The organism is Candidatus Bathyarchaeia archaeon (assembly GCA_035283685.1).
Classification (GTDB): Archaea; Thermoproteota; Bathyarchaeia; order Bathyarchaeales; family Bathyarchaeaceae; genus DATETJ01.
Genome location: DATETJ010000008.1, coordinates 1 through 21,425 on the forward strand (window position 1 = coordinate 1; position 21,425 = coordinate 21,425).

The window sequence follows — 21,425 nt, forward strand, 5'->3', positions numbered from 1 at the left end:
GGTTATCCATTTGCTGTTGGAGAGCACGTATTCCCAGTGAGCGCAAAGACAGGAGAAGGACTGGGCGCTTTGAAGAACTCCATCCACAAAAGGTTGGTGGCGAAAGGATATAGAACGCCACTTAAAGTAGGCTTATAGTTCGTCCAGAGGTGTTTAAGCCAAACCGCGCGCGAGAGGGATTCGAACTTTCGCCGTGCATAGTACAACATGCTTTTACCGGTAAAGTTGGGTGGGGGTCCCACCCCCCGCACTCTTGTCAGGTAGAGTGTATTAGTGTGTGGAAAAATTTTCAAGAGGCTGAGCTGAGCTTGTTCTGTTTGTGTTTTGTGGTTTGTTTTTGTTTGTGGTTGTGTTTTGGGTTTGTTTGGCGTGGGTTTAGCGCACGTTCTATGTTGTCAAGAGTGACGCTCAATGTTGCTAAAAGTGGCGTTTACCATAAATGCTGTTGCTTTTGGGGCTGCGGGAAGAGAAATTTCAAAAGAAGAAGGTGGCTTTTCCCTTTAGCCTTCTTCTACCAGAATGTTCCGTCAAGACAAAGGGTTGCGTTTGTTCTATTTGCATTTTGACCGTGTGTCTTTGGTTTGGTTGGATGTTTCTTCAGTAGTAGATTTCTTTGTGGCATTCCTCACAGTAATATTGCCTTTTTGTGTGATAAGCTGTTTGCTTGTAGAGAGGTGCGTCGCATTTGTGGCATGCGACATATTTGAATCTGTTGTCTCTGCACTTAATTTTCCTCACAGAAACTTGCCCTATGACCCTTTTTGGTCCCATTTCTTGGGTATGGTTATGATGAATTTTGTTCTTTTGCTAAGGGTTTCTTCACCATGCGTCTGAGTCCTTGTACTGCAATCCTCAGAACAGTGAACACGTGAGACCATTTCAAGCGCCTGCTCCGCCAGATACTTGTGCTCTTGTCCGATGATTTAACGTGTATGAAAATGGAGTCTGAATATAAGTAGTCATACATATTCAGAGTCCGACTCAAACACTGCGTATCCTTCAAGTATCAATTGCACACAGATTTCTTCTCACTATCAGCCGCGACTAGAAGCTTGAATTTAGCCTCATACAGCTGGTCTAGCAACGAAAGGTGCTTCTTTATCTCCTCATACTCCTGTTTCAGGTTGATGACCAAGCACTTAAGGCTAGCGGCCCACACAACCTGCGTTCGCTCGGAACCGAGCAATTTCTCTAGATAATCATGGAAAACCTCAATTTTAACTCCATTCTCCTCGCGCTTCAGAGAAGCCTGTCTTTCCGCAAGTCCACACATCAACTCAGAGGGAGCTTCCCCAAAGATCCATGCGATTGTCGAATGCACTGACTCCCAAAATAACTCGTCAAAATCCTTCAACCTAAGCATGGCTCCTTCAGCATATGTTGTAGCTCTTTGTTTGACTTGACTCGGAAGTTGAAAAGCCTTACGCCGCGGTCGGATTCTGACGCAGAACAGTAGCGAAAAATCTTATAAAAGAATGTATCAGACAAGTGGAGTATGACTCGGAGACTGATTCAATGACAGCTTCTACGTTCGTAGATGAAATGCGGAAGCGGGTTATACAAAACTTCATGGACAAATGCCTAGCTTTTCGTAGAAACCCCCGCTTCAAATAGATGCCAACAAGATTCGAAAAATGATAATCTGACTGCGTGTTTTAGTTACAGGAAGATTCTCTTTTGCTCTACATTGCTTGGTTTATTGCGTCAAGAGTTCTTCGGGCTATTGTCTTTCTCCCTGTGTCGCCTCGGCGATATTTCAAGTTGTATAGAAGATCGCAGAGAAATTTGAAACCTAGTTTAGCCCATTTTGATGTGTATGGCGGATGGTTGAAAAAGCTGGGTCCCCAGAGTCTAATGTTGTGTTCCCAAGCTGAGGCAAAGACTTCGACTTGCGTTTCCGAAAGGTCGTTGAAGAACTTCAGCGCTGAGTCTCTGAGACTGCACGTTCCCAGAGGGACGAATATTAATGGAACGAGAAATGTGTTCAAGCCCAAGTTGTCAATGTTCTGAATGAGCTTAATCGTGTGCTGTGTATCCTCAGGGGTTTCCCCTGGTAAGCCCATCAGGATTGTGGCAAGCGCTACCCAGCCATGGTCCTCCATGAAAGAAAGCGAAGACAGAACAGTCTCGGGCCATTCATCAGGTTTGAAGGGTCTACATTTTCCAGCCATATATTTCTCAATCAGCCTGGGGCTGCCGCTTTCAATGCCTACTTCAACAGCTGCGACCTGTTTGTTCCTGAATGCCCATTTCGACTTCTCCCTTAGAGTTTCAGCTACTTGTCCAGCTAATGCCTTGTCAGCGTGAACGGTGGCTAGGTTTGCATGCGTCACTTGAATTGATTCAACTTCATTGATGTTGCTGACAGCGTTTAGGAGACCGTTGACAGCCTCTCTGTTGGGAACGAAGTTTGCCCCCTTCGCCCCATACATGAAAATATCCTCAGTCACCAGGAGAACATCGCGCACGCCACAGCTGACGTTCAACTTGACTTCATGAACGACTCTTTCTACAGGGATGACCTTCCTGCGTACCATGGTTGGTGAGCAGAAGCCGCAGCCTCTTCCGCATCCTCTTGATATTTCAACTGCGCCGTAGATGGTAGGTTTGATTATTGGGGAAATATCGTCGATGTCAACTTGCTTTCCTTCGATCACTTTGGGCAAATTTCGACCTTTGACGAGTTTCCAGAAGACTTCGGGCGCCGTTACGTCTCCTTCGCCCGTGAACACAACGTCCACTTGGAACGTGTTGTTGACTTCGGGGCGCAGAAACTGCCATGACCCAGGGCCTCCAACGATTATTTTTGCTCCGCTTTTCTGTTGAGCCCTTTTGACGTTTTTGATGAGTCGCTTGTATTCGGTTTTGTTTATGGGTTCGCCTAGGTCGAAGACTGAGGAGTATGTTAATGATACGTATGCGAAGCCAAATGGGTCTTTTGCTGAGATTCCTATGACTTTTGTATCAGGTCCCACAGTTTTTTCTAGATCATCAGGGTGCACCACAGCTATGTCTTGAGGTTTGAATCCCGACTTAACTAGGCTGGCTTCGAGTCTTCGTAGGCTGAGGGGGGCTTTTGTTACCTCTAGGCTGTTTGACGGTACGGGTTTGAAGAACGTTTTTTTCAGAAAGAATCTGGGTATGAACCATGGTTTGGAAAAGCCGGCTGCGAAGGGTATGATTAAGTTGCCTTCGTAGTCGCTCATCTCTGTAGATGGGCCTGTTAGTACTATGAGCGGTGAGGATTTCTGCATTTTGTGGTTCTCTGAAAGTGAAATCACATCATATTAGGATGGAAATACTTAAAGTTTAAGAACCAAGCTAAGTTAGCTCGGCGGAAGACCTTGTGGGAGTTTCCGCGTGCTTTTTACGCAAAACTGCAGATACCATGCTGCTTGAGGCAAGATTGCGGGGGAACGCCGAGCTGTGAGTAGACCCAGAGTAGTTGTTTACGGGTGCGTTTCTGTTGATGGCAGACTCACTATTGCTCCTGGCGTGCTTCTCATGTTTGGGGGCAAGCGATGGGAGGCGATACGTCATTTTCATTCGGCATGGAAAAGGTTATTTGCATGTGTGGCATGTGGAACCTAGCCAGCTTATGAGTTGACGACCCAATGCCGATTACTGATCCTTTTAAGAAAGCTATTGCGCAGCAGCATAGGTTGTACATGAAAATTTGTCGTGACTGTGGCGTTCGAAATGCTGGATCAGCCGTGAAATGTCGCAAGTGCCATGGTAAGAACCTGCGCTGGAAGAAACGCGAAATAGTCAAGTAACATACTTCACATTGTGCGATCTATTGCCTCTTTCGTCAGTTTCTCTGTGTGGGTGTCGTCGTCAGTCTGTTCCTAGTGACATCATCACCCAGCATGTTGAATGCGCTGGGGGAAAACAAATTTCAAAAGAAGAAGGCGCCCTTTCCCTTTAGCCTTCTTCTACCATGGCTGAGGCATGATAACCTTTATTTTGTGACTTTGGATATGGAGTGTTTGACTCTTCGTTTCAGGGCCGGTAGTCTAGTCTGGTTAGGACGTCGCCCTCACACGGCGGAGGTCGCAGGTCCGAATCCTGCCCGGCCCACTTGAAAGATTGCGCTTTGTCTTCTAGAAGTATCTTCCACAAAGGAGATAAGGAGTCATGCGATTATGATTGGATGTTAGAGAGAGGAAGGAGTAAAATCACACAAAGACCCTTTTAAAAGAAAAAGGGTTCGTTTGCCTTGTGACTGTTTCCGCAAGGCCGCGTCGAAGGCGGAGATGAACCTCCGAGCAAGAGGCCCCTCGGGCTCGTAGGGGGAGATGAGGGCGAGTGGCCCGCTCTACGGAAGATTTTACCTATTGCTGAGCCCTACATCCAGTTGACGCTCTTAAGCCTCTTACGGCAGCACTAAAGGCTGGTGTATCACCCTTTTCTCACTTATTTGCAGTTGACATAGGTAGAAAAACTTATCGACACACGTACACAAACTGCAAGTGCAATTAAGAAAACTTAAAAACAGCCATGCATTGAAGTTGATAGCACGTTGCGCTGGGCCGAGGTAGCTCAGCTTGGGAGAGCACCCGGCTGAAGACCGGGTTGTCGCCGGTTCAAATCTGGCCCTCGGCACCACTAATGAATTGTCATCAACCGACTAAATGAAGCCTAGCTTGTGCTTGTTCTTCTTTCCTGAAACCTCAACAAAAAAAAAGGGAAGATGGGATTCTGTTAGTTTTGTTGTCTAGTGGTTTGCTTCTGCGTTGTCGTAGAGGAAGCGTCCGAAGATCCATGCGTAGACTCCGCCGTCTCTGAAGAATTTCTCTACCCAGTAGTGTTTCGCCACGAAGATGTAGTTTCCTGGAACATGAGCTGTGTAGTAGATTTCCACTGTTGCGCCTGCGGGAAGCCATGGGTTCTGGTTAGCGAATTCAACAGCTGCCGGAATGATTGCAGAGACTGTTATCCTGAACGTTGTCAAGTCGTCTGGACTAATAGTGACGTAGTTGACGCCATCACCGTCGCTGACTCCTGCAACTTCCGCATCAGTGAGCCAATCAGCGTAGGACAGAACTACAGCGCCGTCGGAGTGTAGCTTGGCTTGCACCAAGGGGCGTACGTTCGACGTGGGTTCGCCGAATGCTCTGCCAATCCATAGGAAGGTAACGTAGGTTCCGTGGTTGATAGCGTAGACCGATGTCACCAAGTCTCTAGCCATAGCGGAGACCATTGGTGTGCTCATGAACAGACCTAGAAGCCCAGAGTAGCTGGTGTAGCCTTGGAGGAACGTGATGTAACCGTTGGTGCCCACATAGACGGTGGAATAGCTGCTTCCACAGAACGGGAAGCTGAACGGCACAACATATGTTGCGTATGCGTCGTCGCCTGAAACCAAAGGCATGACAATGTCTTCCCAGAAGAATTGTTCGCTTGTGACAGTGTAACTGACCAGTCGGTATTCCATGGTGGTGTGCTCGTAAGTGTACTGATATGCCGTGCTGTCTGCTGGTGAAATCGTGATGTATGTGGCGCCGTCGCCTTTGCTCACTCCGGCTCGTCCGCTTATCCAGTCAGTGTAGGACACTAGTATGTTGCCGTTATCGTAGAGTTGAACGAGCATGAGTTCATGGTCTGGCGGGACTCCGTAAGCGCGTCCGTACCAGCGTATTGTAACGTAGTTGCCATGATCTGTCACGTAGCCAGTTGTGACCAAGTCGCTTCCCATAACCGCTATGGTTCGTGTGGTCAAGAACATGTTCCAAATGCTGCTGTCAGTGTAATACGTGTAACCTTGGTTGAAGGTGATGTAGCCGTTTGAGCCAACGTATATGGTGTTGTAGTTTGTGCCATAGAATGGGAAGCTAAAGGGCAACGCGTACGTGCCATAGGTGTCGTCGCCGCTGAATATTGGTGTGCCGCCTGTTTCCCAGAAGTAAGATATGCTGCTGACGGAGTAGGTGTAGGCATCGATTATAATTGGCGTGTACGAATACGCGAACTTGAACGCAGTCAAATCCGCTGGCGATATCGTCATGTACGCTGCGCCGTCGCCCTTGCTCAATCCACCATATCCGCTTATCCAGTCGCTGTAGGACATCACTATGTCGCCGTTGTCATACAGTTGTACAAGCATCAGGTTGCGGTCTGGCGGCACTCCGAAAGCGCGTCCGTGCCATAATATCGTGACGTAGTTGCCATGGGGTATTGCGTAGGCTGATGTTACCAAGTCCATGGACATCGCTGCAATCATAGGATGCTGTAAGAACAAATTCCAAAGGTCATAGTACTGTGAGAAGCCCGCGTCGAAAGTTATGTAACCGTTTGAGCCAACGTAGATTGTGGTGTAGTCTCTGCCGTCGTAGAATGGGAAGCTGAATGGCAACGTGTAAGCCGCATATGTGTCGTCGCCTGAAAACAGTTGATTCGCCACACCTGGCATTTCAAAGTCATAGTCAAGACTCTCGACGCTGTAAACCTTTGTAGGTCTTGTAGCATCTCTAATCCTGCCCTCAATCGAGATTAGGAAGTTCTCTTGGGCTGTAACTGGCGTGATCTTGTAGCCAGCGACAAGAATCGTCCATGTTCCTGCTCTGATGTTGGCGGCGGTGTAATCTCCGAAGTAATCTGTTTCTGGAATGTTCACCGTGGCGCCGAATATGCCCATCGGGCTGTTCGGTGGATCGTAAGCAACCCACATAGTTCCAAACGGGTCGATCAGGTAGAGGTCTAGGTCAGCTGGATATTTGTCTGTGTAATCGTCGTCCCAGTCTAGAGTCACAAGCAGTTCCTTAGTGTCCGGAAGGACGTTGAAAGCTGTGCCATAGACTTGACCTTGCTTAACCGAGCCAGAGAATGAGGCTGTGTTGCCTTCGTAGGCTTTCAGACCTCCTGGCGCGCTCAAACCCAAGTCTACTCCGTCGTTTCTAAGTGTGACTTTGGAAGCCGAAGCGCTCATTGATACTTCGCTTTTCTCCACTCGAATGGTATAGCCCACTGGTTCCCAGCTGTAGTAGTCGTTTTCAACGACTACTTCCCATATGCCCGGATCCATCGGTGTCCAGTGCTGGTTCCACTTGTAAACGCCGCTGTACTGTGTTTCGCCGACAAGGTAGTAGTAGTATCCTGTCTGCCCGTAATTCAGGACAGTGCCGCCGCTTGTCCACGCCATGCCTATGTTGGCCAAGTCGCCCTTCGGGTCAAACACCCACATGTAGAGAGTGTTGCCGCCCGGGAGGGTTTCAGCAATGTTGGTTATCGAAATCCTGTACATGTCTGGGTCGGACAAGCTGAAGTAGAACCGGGAATAGTGTTCGATGCCTAATGATTGAATTGTCTGTTCGGCTACGCCGTTTGTGAAGGACAGTGCGCCGGTGACACGCAAGTCGTGGAAGTTGTTGACGTCCAGAATGTTGTTTGCTTGCCCAACGACGTTTTTCTTTAGGATTTCACCTGCTGCTTTGTAGGGGTTCCATCGTCCGCCACCTTCTTCGATTTTGTGGTAGCCTGGAATGTAGTCCGCGCCCACCACGATGGCGGCTCTAACGGTCTCTGGAGTTGGATACATGCCCTTGTACGCTTTGTAATACTGAATCAAGAGCAAGGCTTCGCCTGCAACTCTTGGTGCGGAGAAGCTGGTTCCAGCGCCCCAGTACATGCTACTTGTATCGCCAGCGCCTATTGTGAAAGCGCATGGAGCCACAACTGCAACTCCTGTTCGGTAGTCGCGGGTTGGGCCTCTGCTTGCAAAGTAGAACACCATTTCTTCATCGTCGCCCATGTGAGCGTAGAGATCTGAGTATCCGTAGCCGTAGTATGCGTCCAGGTATGTTTTCAACATGCGAGCGTAGACGTATCCTCCGACACCGACGTTTTTGTCAGCCACCGCAGACTGAGTTATCGTGAACGCGCCTGGACCTGCATTTCCAGATGATTGAACCACGGTTATTCCATAGTAGGCTAGCACGTTCACCATTAGTGACCATGGGTCTGTGCCGTCGTTTATGGCGCTCCATGGCATTGGCAATCCTAGGCTCATGCTTACAACGTCGATGTGGTAGGGCGTAGTTCTGCGCAAGTTGAGCACGTACTGCATGCCTGCCAAGATCCAAGAGATGGCGCCGCTTCCACCGAAAGTCAAAACCTTCTCTACCCACAGCCCAGCGCTTGGTGCTTCGCCGATGAAGGCAATGCCGACATATCCCGCTGGGATAGTGCCCCACGGGTATGTTCTTGGCGGTATGATTTTGCTTGGGAACCACCTTGCTACGGCTCTAGCGAGGCTGTAAGTGTCGGGCATTACTGCAATAACGGGTCTGCCTACTGCCATGCTTGAAGTCATAGTGCCGTGCGTTGCCGAGACTGAGTCCCAGTTGGGTTCTGATGGAACTGTGGAGTGACCGCCCACGATAGCGCTACTTATCATTGGATGCGCTGCTGTGGCGCCAACATCCAAGACGGCTATGTAAGTTCCTGCTCCAGTATATCCCATGGCCCACAGGTTTTCAGCTCCAACCTGATATGTGAAGTAAGTTTGTGGCGTAACGTCAGCTAAGCCGATTTCGAACAAACTAATGTCGGTCTCTTTCTCTTTCGCGGCGCTCACAATTCCCTCTTCAGGGATTGTGTAGAGTTCAGGATTCAAGCCTTCATGGAATGCCTTGTCTCCGCCGGTTGTCTCAGCACTCGCTTTCTTGTCTGCAACCTTGTTGATGATGCTCTGTATTAGGTCTGCCTTGATGTTTGAGACATCAGCCTGCGCTTTAAGGCTCACTTGCTGGTCTAACCAAATCTTTTTAACGCTACTGCTCTTGGCAACGCTTTCCACACTGGTCGACGGAACAGTGACCGCGAGCGCATTAATGGACTCCAACGAAAATCTGACAGTGCCTCCGTACGACAGAACCAATTGGCGCACAGAGTCTAAGCCTCGCGAAGCAACGACAATCGTGTCTACGGATTGGCTTTCGCTGTTGCTGATTAGCTTCATCAAGTCTCGGTCTATCTTTGAGAGGTAATTGTATTCTGTGCTAGCTGCTTCTGCTCTTGGTGCAATGAACACTGAAGGAGCCAATAGTAGTAGTGCAAACGTTAAGGATATTGCTAAGCGTTTCAATTTCTGTCTCTCCCTTTCTCTCTTTCTCCTCTTTTTAGTGGAAACTTTTTTCATTGCGCCTCCTTGGGGCGCTCAAGGGGCATGAAACATGAGACATTCGCGGTTTGGAAATTCTAGTAAGTCAGCCCCCATACTTGGTACACTCGTTTAGTTTAAAAGATTTTCCAACTTCTTTCTTGCAAGAAAACAAAAACCTTCTTCGCGATTTAGGACAATGAATCATGACGGTTTTCCGCATCAGCGACTGGCTTTTCCGTAGTTTTCGTTTGTTATGGACAAATCTGCACTATCGACAGTGCCGTTGCTATCTATGTCGCAATCTGCATTCCAGTTGGAGCTAGCATACGTCGAAGCAAATGCCCTTCCAAGCCGATATAGGTCGAAAACATCAACCCTGCCGTTACTGCTCAAGTCTCCCGGTAATGAAACAGTTATCAAACCGTTGGCGAGCAAGTTGTCCGTTGGATCTGCATCAACCGTTGGCGGAGGAATCACTGTCTCAGCGCTTAAGGCGTAGTTGCCCTTCGGAAACTCTCCTTCAATTGCGGTCCAAGTGAATGAAAGGACCTGGATACCACCAGGTGTTATTATCTGAAGGCTTGAAAGAGCATCAACGACAGTTGTATTAGCGTATACGGTTACGTTCACCATTTCCAAGCGGTTGCCTTGATTTTCAACAGTCACGTTGATAAGTGCTGAGTAGCCTTGACCCACCACCGTCTTAGTGGACGCACAATTAATGACAGCTACGTCATGTCGTGGAATGCTGCCTTCAACCTTAACAAGCCACATGTCACCGCTTCCCCCACCATAGGAGAATGTGTCGCCAGCTAATGCAAAGCCTCTATCGCTAGTCTCAATCATCGAATAGGCAAAATCGTAGCCTACACCGCCATACGTTTGACTCCAGTTCAGGTTCCCAGCAGAATTGACCGTGATCAGCCAGGAATCCCAGTAGCCAGCGCCATAAGACAGCGTTGCGCCTGCAATTGCGTAACCACCACTTGCAAGGATAATCAAGGACTCAGCAGAGTCGCCATCTAAACCTCCATAAGCCTGAGTCCAAAGCTCTCTTCCCATCGAGTCTATCCTGACCAGCCAGAAATCCGGATAGCCAAGTATTCCATTTCCCCATGATTCGGTGTAGCCAGCTAGCGCATAGTCTCCATCAGACGTTTGGACTAGTGAGTAGGCGCCCTCAGGATTCACTCCTCCATATGATTGATCTCTTTGCTTTCTTCCATCTGCTGCTGTTTTGACCCACCAGAAGTCTGGTTCAATCGCTCCAGCAGGATCGGTTTCGCCTGCAAGCGCATATCCGCCGTCGCTGGTTTGAATCACTGAGCGAGCTTCCTCCGAGCCTCTTCCTCCATACGCTTCGCTCCATTGCATGATTCCATTGACATCCGTCTTGACTAGCCAGAAGTCTCCGCCTTGACCGTACGATTCTGTGTAGCCAGCCAATGCGTAGCCGTCGTCGCTCGTTCTAATTGCAGAAAAAAGGTAGTCGTAGCCTGCTCCACCGTAAGTTTGATTCCACTGATGATTACCGTTCGAGTCGGTTTTGACCAGCCAGAAATCTGTAACTCCAGCGCCATAAGACCGTGTGACTCCAGCGAGCGCGTATCCTCCATCACTGGACAAAATCACAGAATGAGCCTCATCATAATCTGCTCCACCATAAGTTCGATTCCAAAGCGCTCGCCCGGCAGAATTGGTTTTTACCAACCAGAAGTCGCCGCCTCCGGCTCCGTGAGACTGAGTCCAGCCTGCTAGCATGAAGCCTCCATCATTTGTCTCAATTACCGAGTTTGCCACATCCCAAGCAGCGCCTCCAAAAGTTTTGTTCCACTCGGTTGGAGGAGGTAGAGTATCAGGAAAGTAATCGTCTGCAATTGAGAACGTTCCCGTTGCTGCCCTAGCTTTTCTGTTAAACATGAAATCTGAAGAACCTAGGGCTACTGCCACCAAGCCTACGATAAGCAATAAGAACATTGCCATGGAGACTGCCGGCTTTTCCCTATCCATTAGGTGCCCTCTCTCACTCTATCGTGTCTCATTGTCAACGAGAAAGTAGACTCAACACGCTAAACATAAGTCGCTATCATCATTTATGCCTTGTGAAACAATCTTCGACACGGTTCACCTTTGTTTTCTCTAGGCTCCAGTCATGTCAGGCTAGAAAGTAAACCAGCAGAGCAGCTATGAATGACACCAAAAACGAAGGAATTATGTACTTGTACACTTTACCCATCGAGCATTTGAAATAATCCACAGTGAACGCCAGACACAAATGTGAAGGCACAATCAAATAGCCCAAATACGCGCTCATGAAAAGCAAAGCAGCTGTTTTTGGCGAAAAAGCCAGCAAGCCAGCCAGAATTGAGACGCTTATGGCCACCCCGCCCGAAGGAGAGCCAGTGACGAAACCCAGAACAGCTGGAACAAGGGTCAGCAATATAATGACGTCAACACCGCCGTTAACGACAAACGCTTTAAGGATCTCAGAGATGCCCGTGGCAACAGTTACGTTTCTCAACAGGAACGCACCATAAGCCGCCAACGTGATGCCATAGATCTCCCAGCTCCTCAGGGGCTTCACCAAAACTTGTCGACTCGGCTTAGCTATCAACACTAACACTATTATGCCTACAAACGTAGCTACACAAACATCCAAGCCTATGCCGGCAAGACCCAGACCTGCAGCATCCAAGGCAACAACTGCGATTATCGTTGCCATGATCGGTGCAAACGCGATCAGGAATCGTTTGAGGTTTGAGTTCACGTTCTGCGTTTCGACGGGGTTCAACCGCGCTTCTTTTTCTGTTTTTGAAAGTTTCCAGAAGCTGATGAGATACCCTATGATGATCATGACAGCAATTACGGGAATTTGGCGCAGGATTATTAACGGTACTGCTACTCCAGTGAGCGCTGCGGTTATCACCAGAACTTGACTCAGAGGATAAACTGGGAAAATCGTGTGCCTGAACCATATGTTAACATAAGCCTTCTTTTCAGGCTTCAACCCCAGCTTCTCTGTCTGAGAGTCCACAAGAGGTGCCGACATTAAGGCGCCGCCGGCAACTGGAAGAAACCCTATGATCGCTGGAAGAATGCTAGACACGATTTTTGGGTTGTTTATTATTTTGCCCACGCTTTCACTCAAAGCATCGATGACTCTAGTATGCTTATAGAGCTGGCTCAGCATCATTATTCCAAACGTTGCGAGCACGACCGCAATTGTGAGCGGCTCAAGCGTTGTTCTGTAGATTATCGCTGGAATGGTTGCGATGTCGACTGCCAACAATGCCAAAAGCAAAGCCGTAGCGTTCAACGTAATTCCGAGATTGACTCGCTTGAATAGCATAACGCCAAGAAAGCCAAAAGACACTAGAAGCGCCACGACTGGATTGACGAGTCCCAAACTATGCGCTTTCCTGTTAAGCCATGTTTTGAAGATGCAGAATGAGACACAGTGGTTCTTAAACTTTAAATCGAGTTGCCAAATGCGGTGTCAGAGTTCACGCGTCATGCGAATCAAATCGATGTATTCGCCTTTTTTGAAGATGCCTTTTGGTATTCTGCCGTTCTCTATGAACCCCATTTTCTCGTAGAGCTTCCTCGCGATCTTGTTTGTTTCGAAGACCTCGAGAACCAGCATTTTCATGTCCATTTTCTTTGCTTGGTCAATGAGCGACCTCATCAGTTCAGCGCCGATTCCTATGCTGGGGTAACCAGCGCGTATCCCAATGCCGAGGTCTCCAACATGATTCATATTGCCCTTTCTACGCCCAACCTCAGCGTTAGCAACCATTTTGCCGTCAACCTCGGCTACAACGTCAACTAACTCGCCTTTCTCAATGCTTGCGAGTCGTCTTCCAAGCCAGTCTGCTTCCTCATCTCGAGTGACTTTGGCTTCTCTTGCTATGTTAGAGCCTTCGTCAACTAGCGAGTTAATGAATTCGATGCAGTCGTCCAGATCTTCCCACCTGATTGATCGCAAGGTAACCTTTTGTCCATCCTTAGCCGTGAATGTTCTCAAGTCCATATGGTCTTCATCCAGCCCTCTCCGTCAATGTTGCTAGAAAGATTTTTAGACACCACATATTAAACCTTACAGACGCAGATGGCGTATCCATGCGAGCGGTCGTAGTCTAGCCTGGTCTAGGACGTTGCCCTGCCACGGCAAGAACCCGGGTCCAAATCCCGGCGACCGCACCACTAATTCTCTCAGATTGCACCGGCGTCAATCAAGTCTGTAGCCCCGACGATATACCATCATGTGACGAGCCGCCTAGGAACACAGTACACTAATAACCATTCTTTCAGCAGTTATGAACCACATGTAGCTCTTACCTCATGTTTGTGTGGAATGCCTTTCGGAGTTCCTCTGGGGAGAAGACTCCCTTCTCGCAGACAACTGCGGCAACATACTTCATGGGGGTGATGTCGAAAGCTGGGTTCAAAACCATTGTTCCATGTGGTGCAAACCTTTTAGAACCTATTTTTGTCACTTCCTCTGGGTTTCTTTCCTCAATGACCACGTCTTCGGCTGCATGGTTCAAGTCGAATGTGCTTAAAGGAGCTGCAACGTAAAATGGCACTTCATGCTCGTGGGCAAGCACAGCGATCGAGAACGTGCCTATCTTGTTGATTACAGCGTCCTTCACTATGCGGTCTGCACCAACAAAAACTGAGTTTACCATTCGCTTAGACATGACGTAGCCAACCATGTTATCTGTGATCAACTTGAACGGGATGCCCAATGTCTTGAGTTCGTAGGCTGTAAGCTTCGCGCCCTGAAGTTTCGGGCGAGTCTCAGTTGCTATCACACTGATCCTCTTACCCTGTTCCCAAGCCGCCCGTATAACCCCTAATGCTGTACCATAGTCGACAGTTGCCAGAGCTCCAGCGTTGCAATGCGTCAAAATTGTGTCGGCGTCATTGATCAGTTTTGAACCGTATTCGCCCATTTTTCGATTCGCTTCAGCGTCTTCATCTGCTATTCTCTGAGCTTCATTCAAAACTAGGTTTTTCAGCGCGCTAGTGGAGGCAGATGGAGTCTGAGCGATCTTTTCTAGTATTCGCTCGACTGCCCAGAATAAGTTGACGCCTGTTGGCCTAGTCGCTTTGAGAAATTGAGCTGACTCCTGCATCTGCTCAAGCAACTCGTTCTTGTCAGATGCTTTTGAATGAACTGCCGTAAGGGCTAGACCATAGGCAGCCGCGGCTCCTATGAGAGGAGCGCCTCGAATCTTCATTTTCTTGATGGCGAGAGCAACATCTCGACAATTCCTGAGCTTTATGTAGACAAGCCTATGAGGCAGCTTCGTCTGGTCAACTGTAACAACCGTGTCATTCTTCCACTGTATTGTTCTCGTTTGCGTTAGCCTCCATACGAGTGTCTCTCAAGTCCAGTCGCGAACCCTATCAATTGTGTCAGTTTAACAGGCTAAAAAAATGCTTGGCTACAATTATCCCGTCGTCTCAAGATGACTACGGTATATTTACCCTAGTAACAACTTCAACCGCTTCCTTTGGGAGGTTGATTCGTCTCTGCCATTCCTCGCCCACAGCAACTATGGAATAAATACCGGCGATGTCAGCTTTTGCCTTCTTTGCCAGAGTGACTAGAGCGGCCTGGGTTTCACCTGTTTTTATCATGTCGTCCACAATGAGCACGCTATCACGCTTCTTGAGTGCATCCTTGGGAATGTACAGTGTCATCGTGACTCCCGAGTCTCTCAGCGCGTAGGTCTCCTCAAGAAATGCTGGAACGCCCACCTCCTTGTTCCATTTTGCTATGACAAGGTTGACGCCCAACGAGTTGGCAACCATCGTGCCCAACGGTATGCCGTCAACTGCAGCAGTTAAGACTTTGGTCACCCTTTTACCAGCAAAAACAGCCAACGCATGATGAGCCGCTTGCCTCAAAATATTATAGTCTCCGATGATATCGGTATTGTTGAAGTATCCGTCGCTGTTGAAATGAATTCTTCGGCGCAACTCAGCCTGCAAACCCACCAGTTTGGTCAGGGTTCGCCAAAGCTGATGAGCTCTTTCAGCGTTGGGCAACACATGACCCTTCGCGTACCGACTCAACACAGTAACAGGCAAACCTGTCTTCGCAGACAGTTCTCGATAAGTGTAAGGCACCCTTTTCGCTATGCGCAGAAGCTCAATAGTCATTAACCTGAACTTCAAGTCTTCAGCATGTGTACTCATGGATTCCTGCATCTCTTTTTATACAATAACACGTCAATTACAAGACGCGCAGAATCCTTTTTTGTGTTGAGAGATTTAATGCTTTCCATTGCTTCCGCAGACTCTAAAGAATGCCCATAAAGAAAACGCATATGAGAGCGATTCTCTCAGCACTGCAGGGTCAGGACTCGTTATCACCTTTCCTGCATTTGCCGATCAGGCGGGCGTATTCGAAGACAACTTCTCTCTGCGCAAAGGATTCGACTCCAATGCCGCGTTGTTCCTCAATTCGCTTTAGGGCTTCTTCAGGAGACTTGCACTGACTGACCAAATACGCAGCCAGCATCGTGCCTGTCCTTCCAATCCCAGCTCCGCAGCACACCAACACAGGCATGCGTTGGTTAATCATGGTATTAACAAAATTCACAAATTCCATTATGTCCTCAGTTTTTGGCGCCGCGAAATCCTTCACAGGAATAAAACAGTATTCAAACCCCAGTCCTGTGACTTGCTTGTCTTCGAGTGGGCGCTCTTTGTTTAAGCAGACAATGGCCTTTATCCCTGCGTCTTTGAGCCATCTGAGTTGATCTTCATTTTCAGGTCTTGCGCTGCCAGCCAACTTGCCCTTAACGACCCATGAAAAATTCCCGGGCTTGTGAGACGACGTACGCCCAAGTGACAAAGCTGGCGGCACCAGCGTTTACTTGCCCTTCCATTGAGGCTTTCTCTTTTCCATAAAGGCTTTGAGACCCTCAACCGCATCTTCCGTGCGCATTAGCAGACTGAGGTAAATGCCAGTTACTTCTTCAAGTTCCTTCTTGAAATTGGCGTCGAGCATTTGATGCAGCGACATTCGTGCAAGCCTAAGCACAACCGGGCTTTTGTCCTTCAGCTTTGCCACCAACTCTCTTGCGGCTTCTTCAAGCTTCTCCTGTGGCACTACTTTGTTGACTAAACCTATTTGTTTGGCTTCAGCCGCCGATATCACATCGCCAGTCAGAATCAGCTCAAACGCTTTCGCCGGACCAACGAGTCTGGGCAAGAGAACAACTGCAACTGGAGGAATGGCGCCAACCGTTATCTCAGGCTGTCCAAACTGCGCTTTCTCAGACGCGATTATCAGGTCGCAGCCCATAGCCAGTTCGCAGCCACCACCTAAGGCGACGCCATTAACAACAGCAACAGAGGGCTTATCTAAACCTCGCAGCGCATAGAAAACCTTGTTGAAAACCGACAGCGTTGAACTAACTTTGTCTGGAAGATGATCTCTAATGTCGACACCAGCGCTGAATGCTCTGTCACCTACTCCAGTGATTACTACAATAGACACTGACGAGTCTGTTCGTGCTTTTTCCAACGCCATAGTTAACTCGAGCAGCGTTTCCGTGTTGAGTACATTGAGCGGCGGATGGTTGATGCTGATTTTTGCCACGCCAGCTGCGCTTTCATAGAGAATATTCCTGAAACCGAGGCTCATGCAGATTTCACCATTGCGGAGGCATCCTACTTTTTTTGTGTGGTTCTATAAGGCATTTACTACCGTATGTGGGATTGAGGCAAAACCGAGACTTGACGTAGGCTCTTTGATACTAGACTATTAGCTTGAAAAAGTCCCTCTCGGTAACGATTCCAACAAGTCTTTCATCTTTCGCCACAAGAACGGAGCCAACGTTCTTCTGTTGCATGATTTCTGCCGCTTCGCCCACATCAGCATCTGGGCTTACGAAATACACGTCTTTTGTAGCAGCTTCCAAAATAGATGTCTGCAACACCTGCGCCATGGTTCCAGATCGCAAATGCTTGAAGACTTCGCCTGAACCGAAGAAGCGCAGTATCGTCCGCGCGGTTGCCATGCCAACTACCTTGCCGTTAACCACCACTGGCAAACGCCTGAAACCCTTCTCAACCATGGTTTTTTCAGCTTCAAAAATGGACATGTTCGGCGTTGCGGTCACCAGCTTCAGACTCATCACGTTGACTACTTTTACTCCGCTTAACATTCCAGCAAAGAAAGTGAGTAGGTCACGTTCAGTGAGAATTGCCTGGACGCGCTTGTCTTCGTCAACTACAGGCAGCCCGCCGATCTTGTGATTTTTCATGATCTCCAATGCTTGGCTTATGGTCGAGGTGGTGTAGACATAAACGACGTCTTGAGTCATAATGGATTTTATCGGCTCATTGATTGCTTTGAAGAAGTTGCCGTCGTGTTTGCGCTGGACGAGCTGGAACTTATTTCCTCCGCCAAGGAAATCCACAACATCAGTAGCTGTAAAAATGCCCAAAAGCCTCTTGGTGGCGGGTTCAGCTACGGGCATGCGTCGAAAGCCTTCTTTCACCATGGTTTTGATGGCATCATAAACTGGGGTTGTAGGCGCCATCGTCACAACGGGACGCTTTGCTATGTTTAGTACATCTCCCTCGCGTTTCTTGGCTGGATGAGTTTTCAAGCCTAACGGACCATAGTCACGTAAACCACGCCTGAACGTCTCTCTCCTACCTGCTTCTCCAGACATCGTTCTCACCACTAATCCTGTTTCAAAAGTGCCTTCACAACGTCTTCCCGATCAACTATTCCGACAAGCTGACCCCTGTTGTCGACTATTGGCATGCGCCCAATATCCTTCTCCAACATGAGCTTGGCAGCGTCTCCCACCGTATTGTATGGCTTGAGCGACAAGGCAGGAGTCCTCATGATTGTGATAATTGTTGAAGGATTTTTGAATCGTCCCTTCTTAGCTTCAAAGGCTGGAAAAATTGCGCCACTTTCAATAAGATTCTGTTGAGTTACGATGCCGACTGGCTTACCCCTTGCCACAACAGGGCAAGCAGCAAACGAGCGTTCCTTCATTCTGTGCCAAATGTTATCAGCTTCATCGTCAGGTGAACAGATAAAAAGTTGCTCAGTCGACATCACATCGGATAGCGGCACTTTCAACCTGGCCACCTTTTTGTCATACAAAACTCTAATGATATGCTCTAAACCCAGCACGCCACAATAAGCGTCGTCATGCTGAGACTTGACCACTGGAACATACCACTCGTCCAAACGCACCATCTCTCGCGCAGCTTGAGCCGTATCCATATCCATCGTAGCTCTAAACCGAGCTACTGACATTATACCCTTGACGCGCATCACTGACACCGACGACGATATAGTCATTACATCGTTCCGTGAGACAACGCCCAGAAGCTGTTTGTTGTCGCCCACAACAGGCAAGATTCGTAACTTGAGGTCCCTTAGAAAAGCGCGAGCCTTGGTTGCAAGTTCATCAGGGTAGATTGTAGGATGATTTCGGTTCATTACGTCTTGAACACGCAAATCATCCTACCTCTAAGCATACTCGGGGCTAGTATTCGCCTTTGAGTTCGACTTGGCATTCCTCGCATAAAAGCTGACCATCGTTGTCTTTTAGGGCATCGGACCATCTTCCACAATGGTCACAGTAGCCAGCCAACGCGCGAGGCTCAGGTGCTTCCTCTTCAGGCGCAGGCTCTTTTTGGAGCTTAGCCTGTTCCTGAATGGTTTCCAGAAGCTCAGGCGTAACTGCCAAAATGTCTTTGCTCGAGACTAAGCCAACCAAGTTACCTTTGTAAATGACCCCGAGTCTTCTGACGTTGAGTCTGCTCATTTTTCTGGCTGCTTCAGCCAGCGGTTCATCTGGGTCTATGGTCAGAAGGGGAGACGTCATCACTTTCTTGGCTTTCACTTTGCTAGCCAAGAGGTTCTTTGACATGACACGTGTAATCAAATCGCGTTCAGTTATTATGCCCACTGGCTTTCCTTTCTTGTCGGTAACGATTATGCAACCCAAGTCGTTCTTGTCCATAAGTTTGGCTGTTTCATGCACTATACCTTCTTCACCGATAGTCACCACTGGGCTTGTCATGACATCTTTGACTAGCATGCGTGGTCTCAAGCCAAGCTCTGACACCGCTGGTTTCCCTCCAATACCGTGAATGCCGCAGACGTATTAAACGTTTGTTGAAAGGGCTGTGAAAGTTTCGCAGAAGCAGTTAAAAAGATTTGAGGGAAAAGAGGATCACATTGGTCCTACTTTTTGCCCGTGAAAACTGCCCCTTTTCCAAGAGGAATAAACTGCTGAATTTCCTCGATCGGAACCTTCAATACACTTTCTCGATCCTTCTTTTCTACTCTTTCCGAAAACAAGCGACGCAGTTGCTTCGCCAATTTTGCGCTAGGTTCATTGCCTGGAACGATTTCAACATAGATACCCGTGTGTTTACGAATAGCCTCAGTTGGACCTCCAATCACCCGTAATTGCTCGCCTATTCTCTGCAGGCCTATCGCAACTCGCAAAGGAACTTTTCTAACGTAGTTCTTTGCGCCTTGGATAATGAATGCCCCTTTCTCAACATACTGCCCTGTCGGTGCTCTCTTGCTGACTTGATTAGGGTGAACCCAAAAGACATCTACGGCGCCGAGCATTTCGCGCCACGCTCTTGAATAGGATGCAGCAAGCATAGCTGCCTCTTGGATGACTTCAGCTGTCGGAGGCTTACTTTCCGTCTTGATGATCACGAAGGGAGCACCAACGATATCTGCATGAAAAACTATGTCGTGTGGCTCAAGATGCTTCTTTATTAATATCTCGTTTGTGACTGCATCTCTACCGCCAATAACGAGGAAGCCATCTGTGGAAACAAACCACCTGAACTTTTCATACCAGTCTTTTTTCACTTGTCTCACTGGAGTTTCAACGCGGGTTTCCTCTGCCTTTATGATCCACTTTTTTTCTAGCTCCTCGATTCTGCTCTGTGTTTCCTGCGTAGCCTTCTCGGAGCCTTCGAGTTTTCTTTCAGCTTTCTTCATTTTTTCATAATGCTCTGCCGCGTTTGCTTGTACCGAACGCTTCATTTGCACAGGGAAAACTGTGTTATCAATGCAGATGTTTAGAATGAGGTTCTTAGGATTGAGCGAGTCAAAGTAGACCGCCGGACTGAGACCTGACTGCTTTTCTCTTTGAAGTCTGTTGATTATCTGTTCCCAGCTTTCGCCCATCTGTTTGGCGTCGGCAATCTGCTGCTGTAGCAGTTGAAGTTCACCCAAATGAGAGTAGATGATATCGCCCGCGCGTTTGTGCTGTTCAATTGCCCTCTGCGCATCTTCAAGCGTTCTTTGCTGTTCTTGCAGCATCCTCTGCTGTCTGGCTAACTCCTTCTGATACTCCTCTCGAGCTTCTGACAATCGCACGACATGGGTTGCTTTCGAAAAGTACTCGTCCAAGGCTTGGTTAAATGAGCTACAGGGCTTATTCTTCAGTTCTTCGTATCTTTTCAATCTGATCGGAGTTGCATCAACCCAGTCGCCCTCCTCATTAATGACAATCACCGGGTTGAATTCTCCTTCTCGAAGCACGGACAAGATCGTTTGGAGCTCGTTGAAAATCGCATCGATCTGTTTTGGTGACAACTGTTCGCAGGGAATATTCTTATCTAGATTCGCTCTTAGCAACACTTCTTCGGCGTATGTCCCGCCGATGCTAAGAAATCTGGCAAGTCCTCGCACAGTTTCCAGCGCACCGTGATTCTTTAGCTCGTCTAATTGAACGCGGGTTAATGCAAGTGGATTTCTGCCGCTTGGGGGCGCTTGTTGAAACTGCTCATTTCTATGTATGTTGCGGTCTCTCATTTTCTTGTACGTCATCGCGGCGACAATAGCGCCTTGGGGGCTTGTCAGGATTATGTTTCCGTCTCCAAATAACTCGACAAAGAGCTGCATCACACCCTGCCTTGAGTGTATCTTGAAAGTGATGCTTCGTTCAAATTCGTGTTGCTCAACGCCCACGATTGTGCTACCGTTCAAATACTTTCTTAGCGTCATACAGAAAACTGGCGGTTCAAGAGGCTTCTCTTGGACATAGACTGTTTGATGAACTCTTTTGCCCGCCTCGACCAAGAGCTGCATCGCAGGCTGATTAGGCATGTGCAGTCTGAGCAAGAGCACTTTGGAGCCAGTTTGGTAGATATTTTCTATTCGACCGTATTTGACGGTTTGATTAAGCTCACGAACTATAACTGCAACGTCAAAGCTGGTCATCTCACGCTTCAAACTCGGTCGGCTTCTCCTCGAAACATTCGACATTAATGCCTTTACTATAGGCAAGCATAAGGTTTA

14 protein-coding genes, 3 tRNA genes and 1 pseudogene are annotated in these 21,425 nt (G+C 48.3%); 4 read left to right on the forward strand and 14 right to left on the reverse strand.

The window, feature by feature from the left end; translation table 11 throughout:
- Positions 1 to 1,006: 1,006 nt before the first annotated feature.
- Both VJ249_05980 and VJ249_05985 read right to left on the reverse strand, forming a co-directional pair.
- Positions 1,007 to 1,363 (reverse strand): hypothetical protein, encoded by a 357-nt coding sequence (locus VJ249_05980; protein ID HKZ94112.1) that lies wholly within the window; start codon positions 1,361 to 1,363, stop codon positions 1,007 to 1,009.
- Positions 1,364 to 1,682: 319 nt separating this feature from the next.
- Positions 1,683 to 3,254, reverse strand: coding sequence for a radical SAM protein (locus VJ249_05985; protein HKZ94113.1), 1,572 nt, complete (start codon positions 3,252 to 3,254; stop codon positions 1,683 to 1,685).
- A gap of 360 nt (positions 3,255 to 3,614) precedes the next feature.
- Here VJ249_05985 and VJ249_05990 point away from each other — a divergent pair, with 360 nt between their 5' ends.
- From VJ249_05990 to VJ249_06000, 3 genes are all read left to right on the forward strand, one after another.
- Positions 3,615 to 3,776, forward strand: a complete 162-nt coding sequence (locus tag VJ249_05990) for a 50S ribosomal protein L40e (GenBank protein ID HKZ94114.1) — start codon at positions 3,615 to 3,617, stop codon at positions 3,774 to 3,776.
- A 229-nt stretch (positions 3,777 to 4,005) separates the two neighbouring features.
- Positions 4,006 to 4,080 (forward strand) — tRNA-Val (locus tag VJ249_05995).
- 451 nt (positions 4,081 to 4,531) lie between these two features.
- A tRNA-Phe gene (locus VJ249_06000) sits at positions 4,532 to 4,608 on the forward strand.
- Between the two features lie 109 nt (positions 4,609 to 4,717).
- On the opposite strand, the gene VJ249_06005 is transcribed toward VJ249_06000, so the two are convergent.
- The 4 genes from VJ249_06005 to VJ249_06020 form a co-directional block, all read right to left on the reverse strand.
- Positions 4,718 to 9,085, reverse strand: coding sequence for a S8 family serine peptidase (locus VJ249_06005; GenBank protein ID HKZ94115.1), 4,368 nt, complete (start codon positions 9,083 to 9,085; stop codon positions 4,718 to 4,720).
- 237 nt (positions 9,086 to 9,322) lie between these two features.
- On the reverse strand, positions 9,323 to 11,113 hold the full coding sequence (locus VJ249_06010) for a CARDB domain-containing protein (GenBank protein HKZ94116.1): 1,791 nt from the start codon (positions 11,111 to 11,113) through the stop codon (positions 9,323 to 9,325).
- Positions 11,114 to 11,258: 145 nt separating this feature from the next.
- The gene (locus tag VJ249_06015) at positions 11,259 to 12,509 is read right to left on the reverse strand and encodes a DUF401 family protein (protein HKZ94117.1); all 1,251 of its coding nucleotides are present in this window, start codon (positions 12,507 to 12,509) and stop codon (positions 11,259 to 11,261) included.
- Between the two features lie 90 nt (positions 12,510 to 12,599).
- On the reverse strand, positions 12,600 to 13,133 hold the full coding sequence (locus VJ249_06020; protein HKZ94118.1) for a GNAT family N-acetyltransferase: 534 nt from the start codon (positions 13,131 to 13,133) through the stop codon (positions 12,600 to 12,602).
- Positions 13,134 to 13,228: 95 nt separating this feature from the next.
- Between VJ249_06020 and VJ249_06025 the strand changes: the two genes are divergently transcribed.
- Positions 13,229 to 13,306, forward strand: a tRNA-Gly gene (locus tag VJ249_06025).
- A gap of 131 nt (positions 13,307 to 13,437) precedes the next feature.
- Here the strand turns inward: VJ249_06025 and mtnA are convergent.
- The 8 genes and pseudogenes from mtnA to rqcH all read right to left on the reverse strand — a co-directional run bounded on the left by mtnA (position 13,438) and on the right by rqcH (position 21,413).
- A pseudogene (mtnA, locus tag VJ249_06030) lies at positions 13,438 to 14,460 on the reverse strand (S-methyl-5-thioribose-1-phosphate isomerase).
- A gap of 121 nt (positions 14,461 to 14,581) precedes the next feature.
- Entirely contained in the window at positions 14,582 to 15,310 is a 729-nt protein-coding gene (locus VJ249_06035) for a phosphoribosyltransferase family protein (GenBank protein ID HKZ94119.1), read from the reverse strand.
- A 160-nt stretch (positions 15,311 to 15,470) separates the two neighbouring features.
- A complete protein-coding gene (locus VJ249_06040) occupies positions 15,471 to 15,971 on the reverse strand; it encodes a dual specificity protein phosphatase family protein (protein ID HKZ94120.1) in 501 nt (166 codons plus the stop codon).
- Between the two features lie 18 nt (positions 15,972 to 15,989).
- Entirely contained in the window at positions 15,990 to 16,766 is a 777-nt protein-coding gene (locus VJ249_06045; GenBank protein HKZ94121.1) for an enoyl-CoA hydratase/isomerase family protein, read from the reverse strand.
- A 112-nt stretch (positions 16,767 to 16,878) separates the two neighbouring features.
- Complete coding sequence (locus VJ249_06050) at positions 16,879 to 17,802, reverse strand: CBS domain-containing protein (GenBank protein HKZ94122.1); 924 nt, start codon at positions 17,800 to 17,802, stop codon at positions 16,879 to 16,881.
- Between the two features lie 11 nt (positions 17,803 to 17,813).
- Positions 17,814 to 18,608, reverse strand: a complete 795-nt coding sequence (locus tag VJ249_06055; protein HKZ94123.1) for a CBS domain-containing protein — start codon at positions 18,606 to 18,608, stop codon at positions 17,814 to 17,816.
- Between the two features lie 28 nt (positions 18,609 to 18,636).
- A complete protein-coding gene (locus tag VJ249_06060; GenBank protein ID HKZ94124.1) occupies positions 18,637 to 19,221 on the reverse strand; it encodes a CBS domain-containing protein in 585 nt (194 codons plus the stop codon).
- Positions 19,222 to 19,340: 119 nt separating this feature from the next.
- Positions 19,341 to 21,413: a ribosome rescue protein RqcH gene (gene rqcH, locus VJ249_06065; protein HKZ94125.1), complete on the reverse strand. Its 2,073-nt coding sequence runs from the start codon at positions 21,411 to 21,413 to the stop codon at positions 19,341 to 19,343.
- Positions 21,414 to 21,425: the final 12 nt, after the last annotated feature.

Coding starts and splice junctions, on each gene's coding strand:
- VJ249_05980 (HKZ94112.1), bottom strand. CDS start 1,363: ATGCTTAGGTTGAAGGATTTTGACGAGTTATTTTGGGAGTCAGTGCAT.
- VJ249_05985 (HKZ94113.1), bottom strand. CDS start 3,254: ATGCAGAAATCCTCACCGCTCATAGTACTAACAGGCCCATCTACAGAG.
- VJ249_05990 (HKZ94114.1), top strand. CDS start 3,615: ATGCCGATTACTGATCCTTTTAAGAAAGCTATTGCGCAGCAGCATAGG.
- VJ249_06010 (HKZ94116.1), bottom strand. CDS start 11,113: ATGGATAGGGAAAAGCCGGCAGTCTCCATGGCAATGTTCTTATTGCTT.
- VJ249_06020 (HKZ94118.1), bottom strand. CDS start 13,133: ATGGACTTGAGAACATTCACGGCTAAGGATGGACAAAAGGTTACCTTG.
- VJ249_06035 (HKZ94119.1), bottom strand. CDS start 15,310: ATGAGTACACATGCTGAAGACTTGAAGTTCAGGTTAATGACTATTGAG.
- VJ249_06045 (HKZ94121.1), bottom strand. CDS start 16,766: ATGAGCCTCGGTTTCAGGAATATTCTCTATGAAAGCGCAGCTGGCGTG.
- VJ249_06050 (HKZ94122.1), bottom strand. CDS start 17,802: ATGTCTGGAGAAGCAGGTAGGAGAGAGACGTTCAGGCGTGGTTTACGT.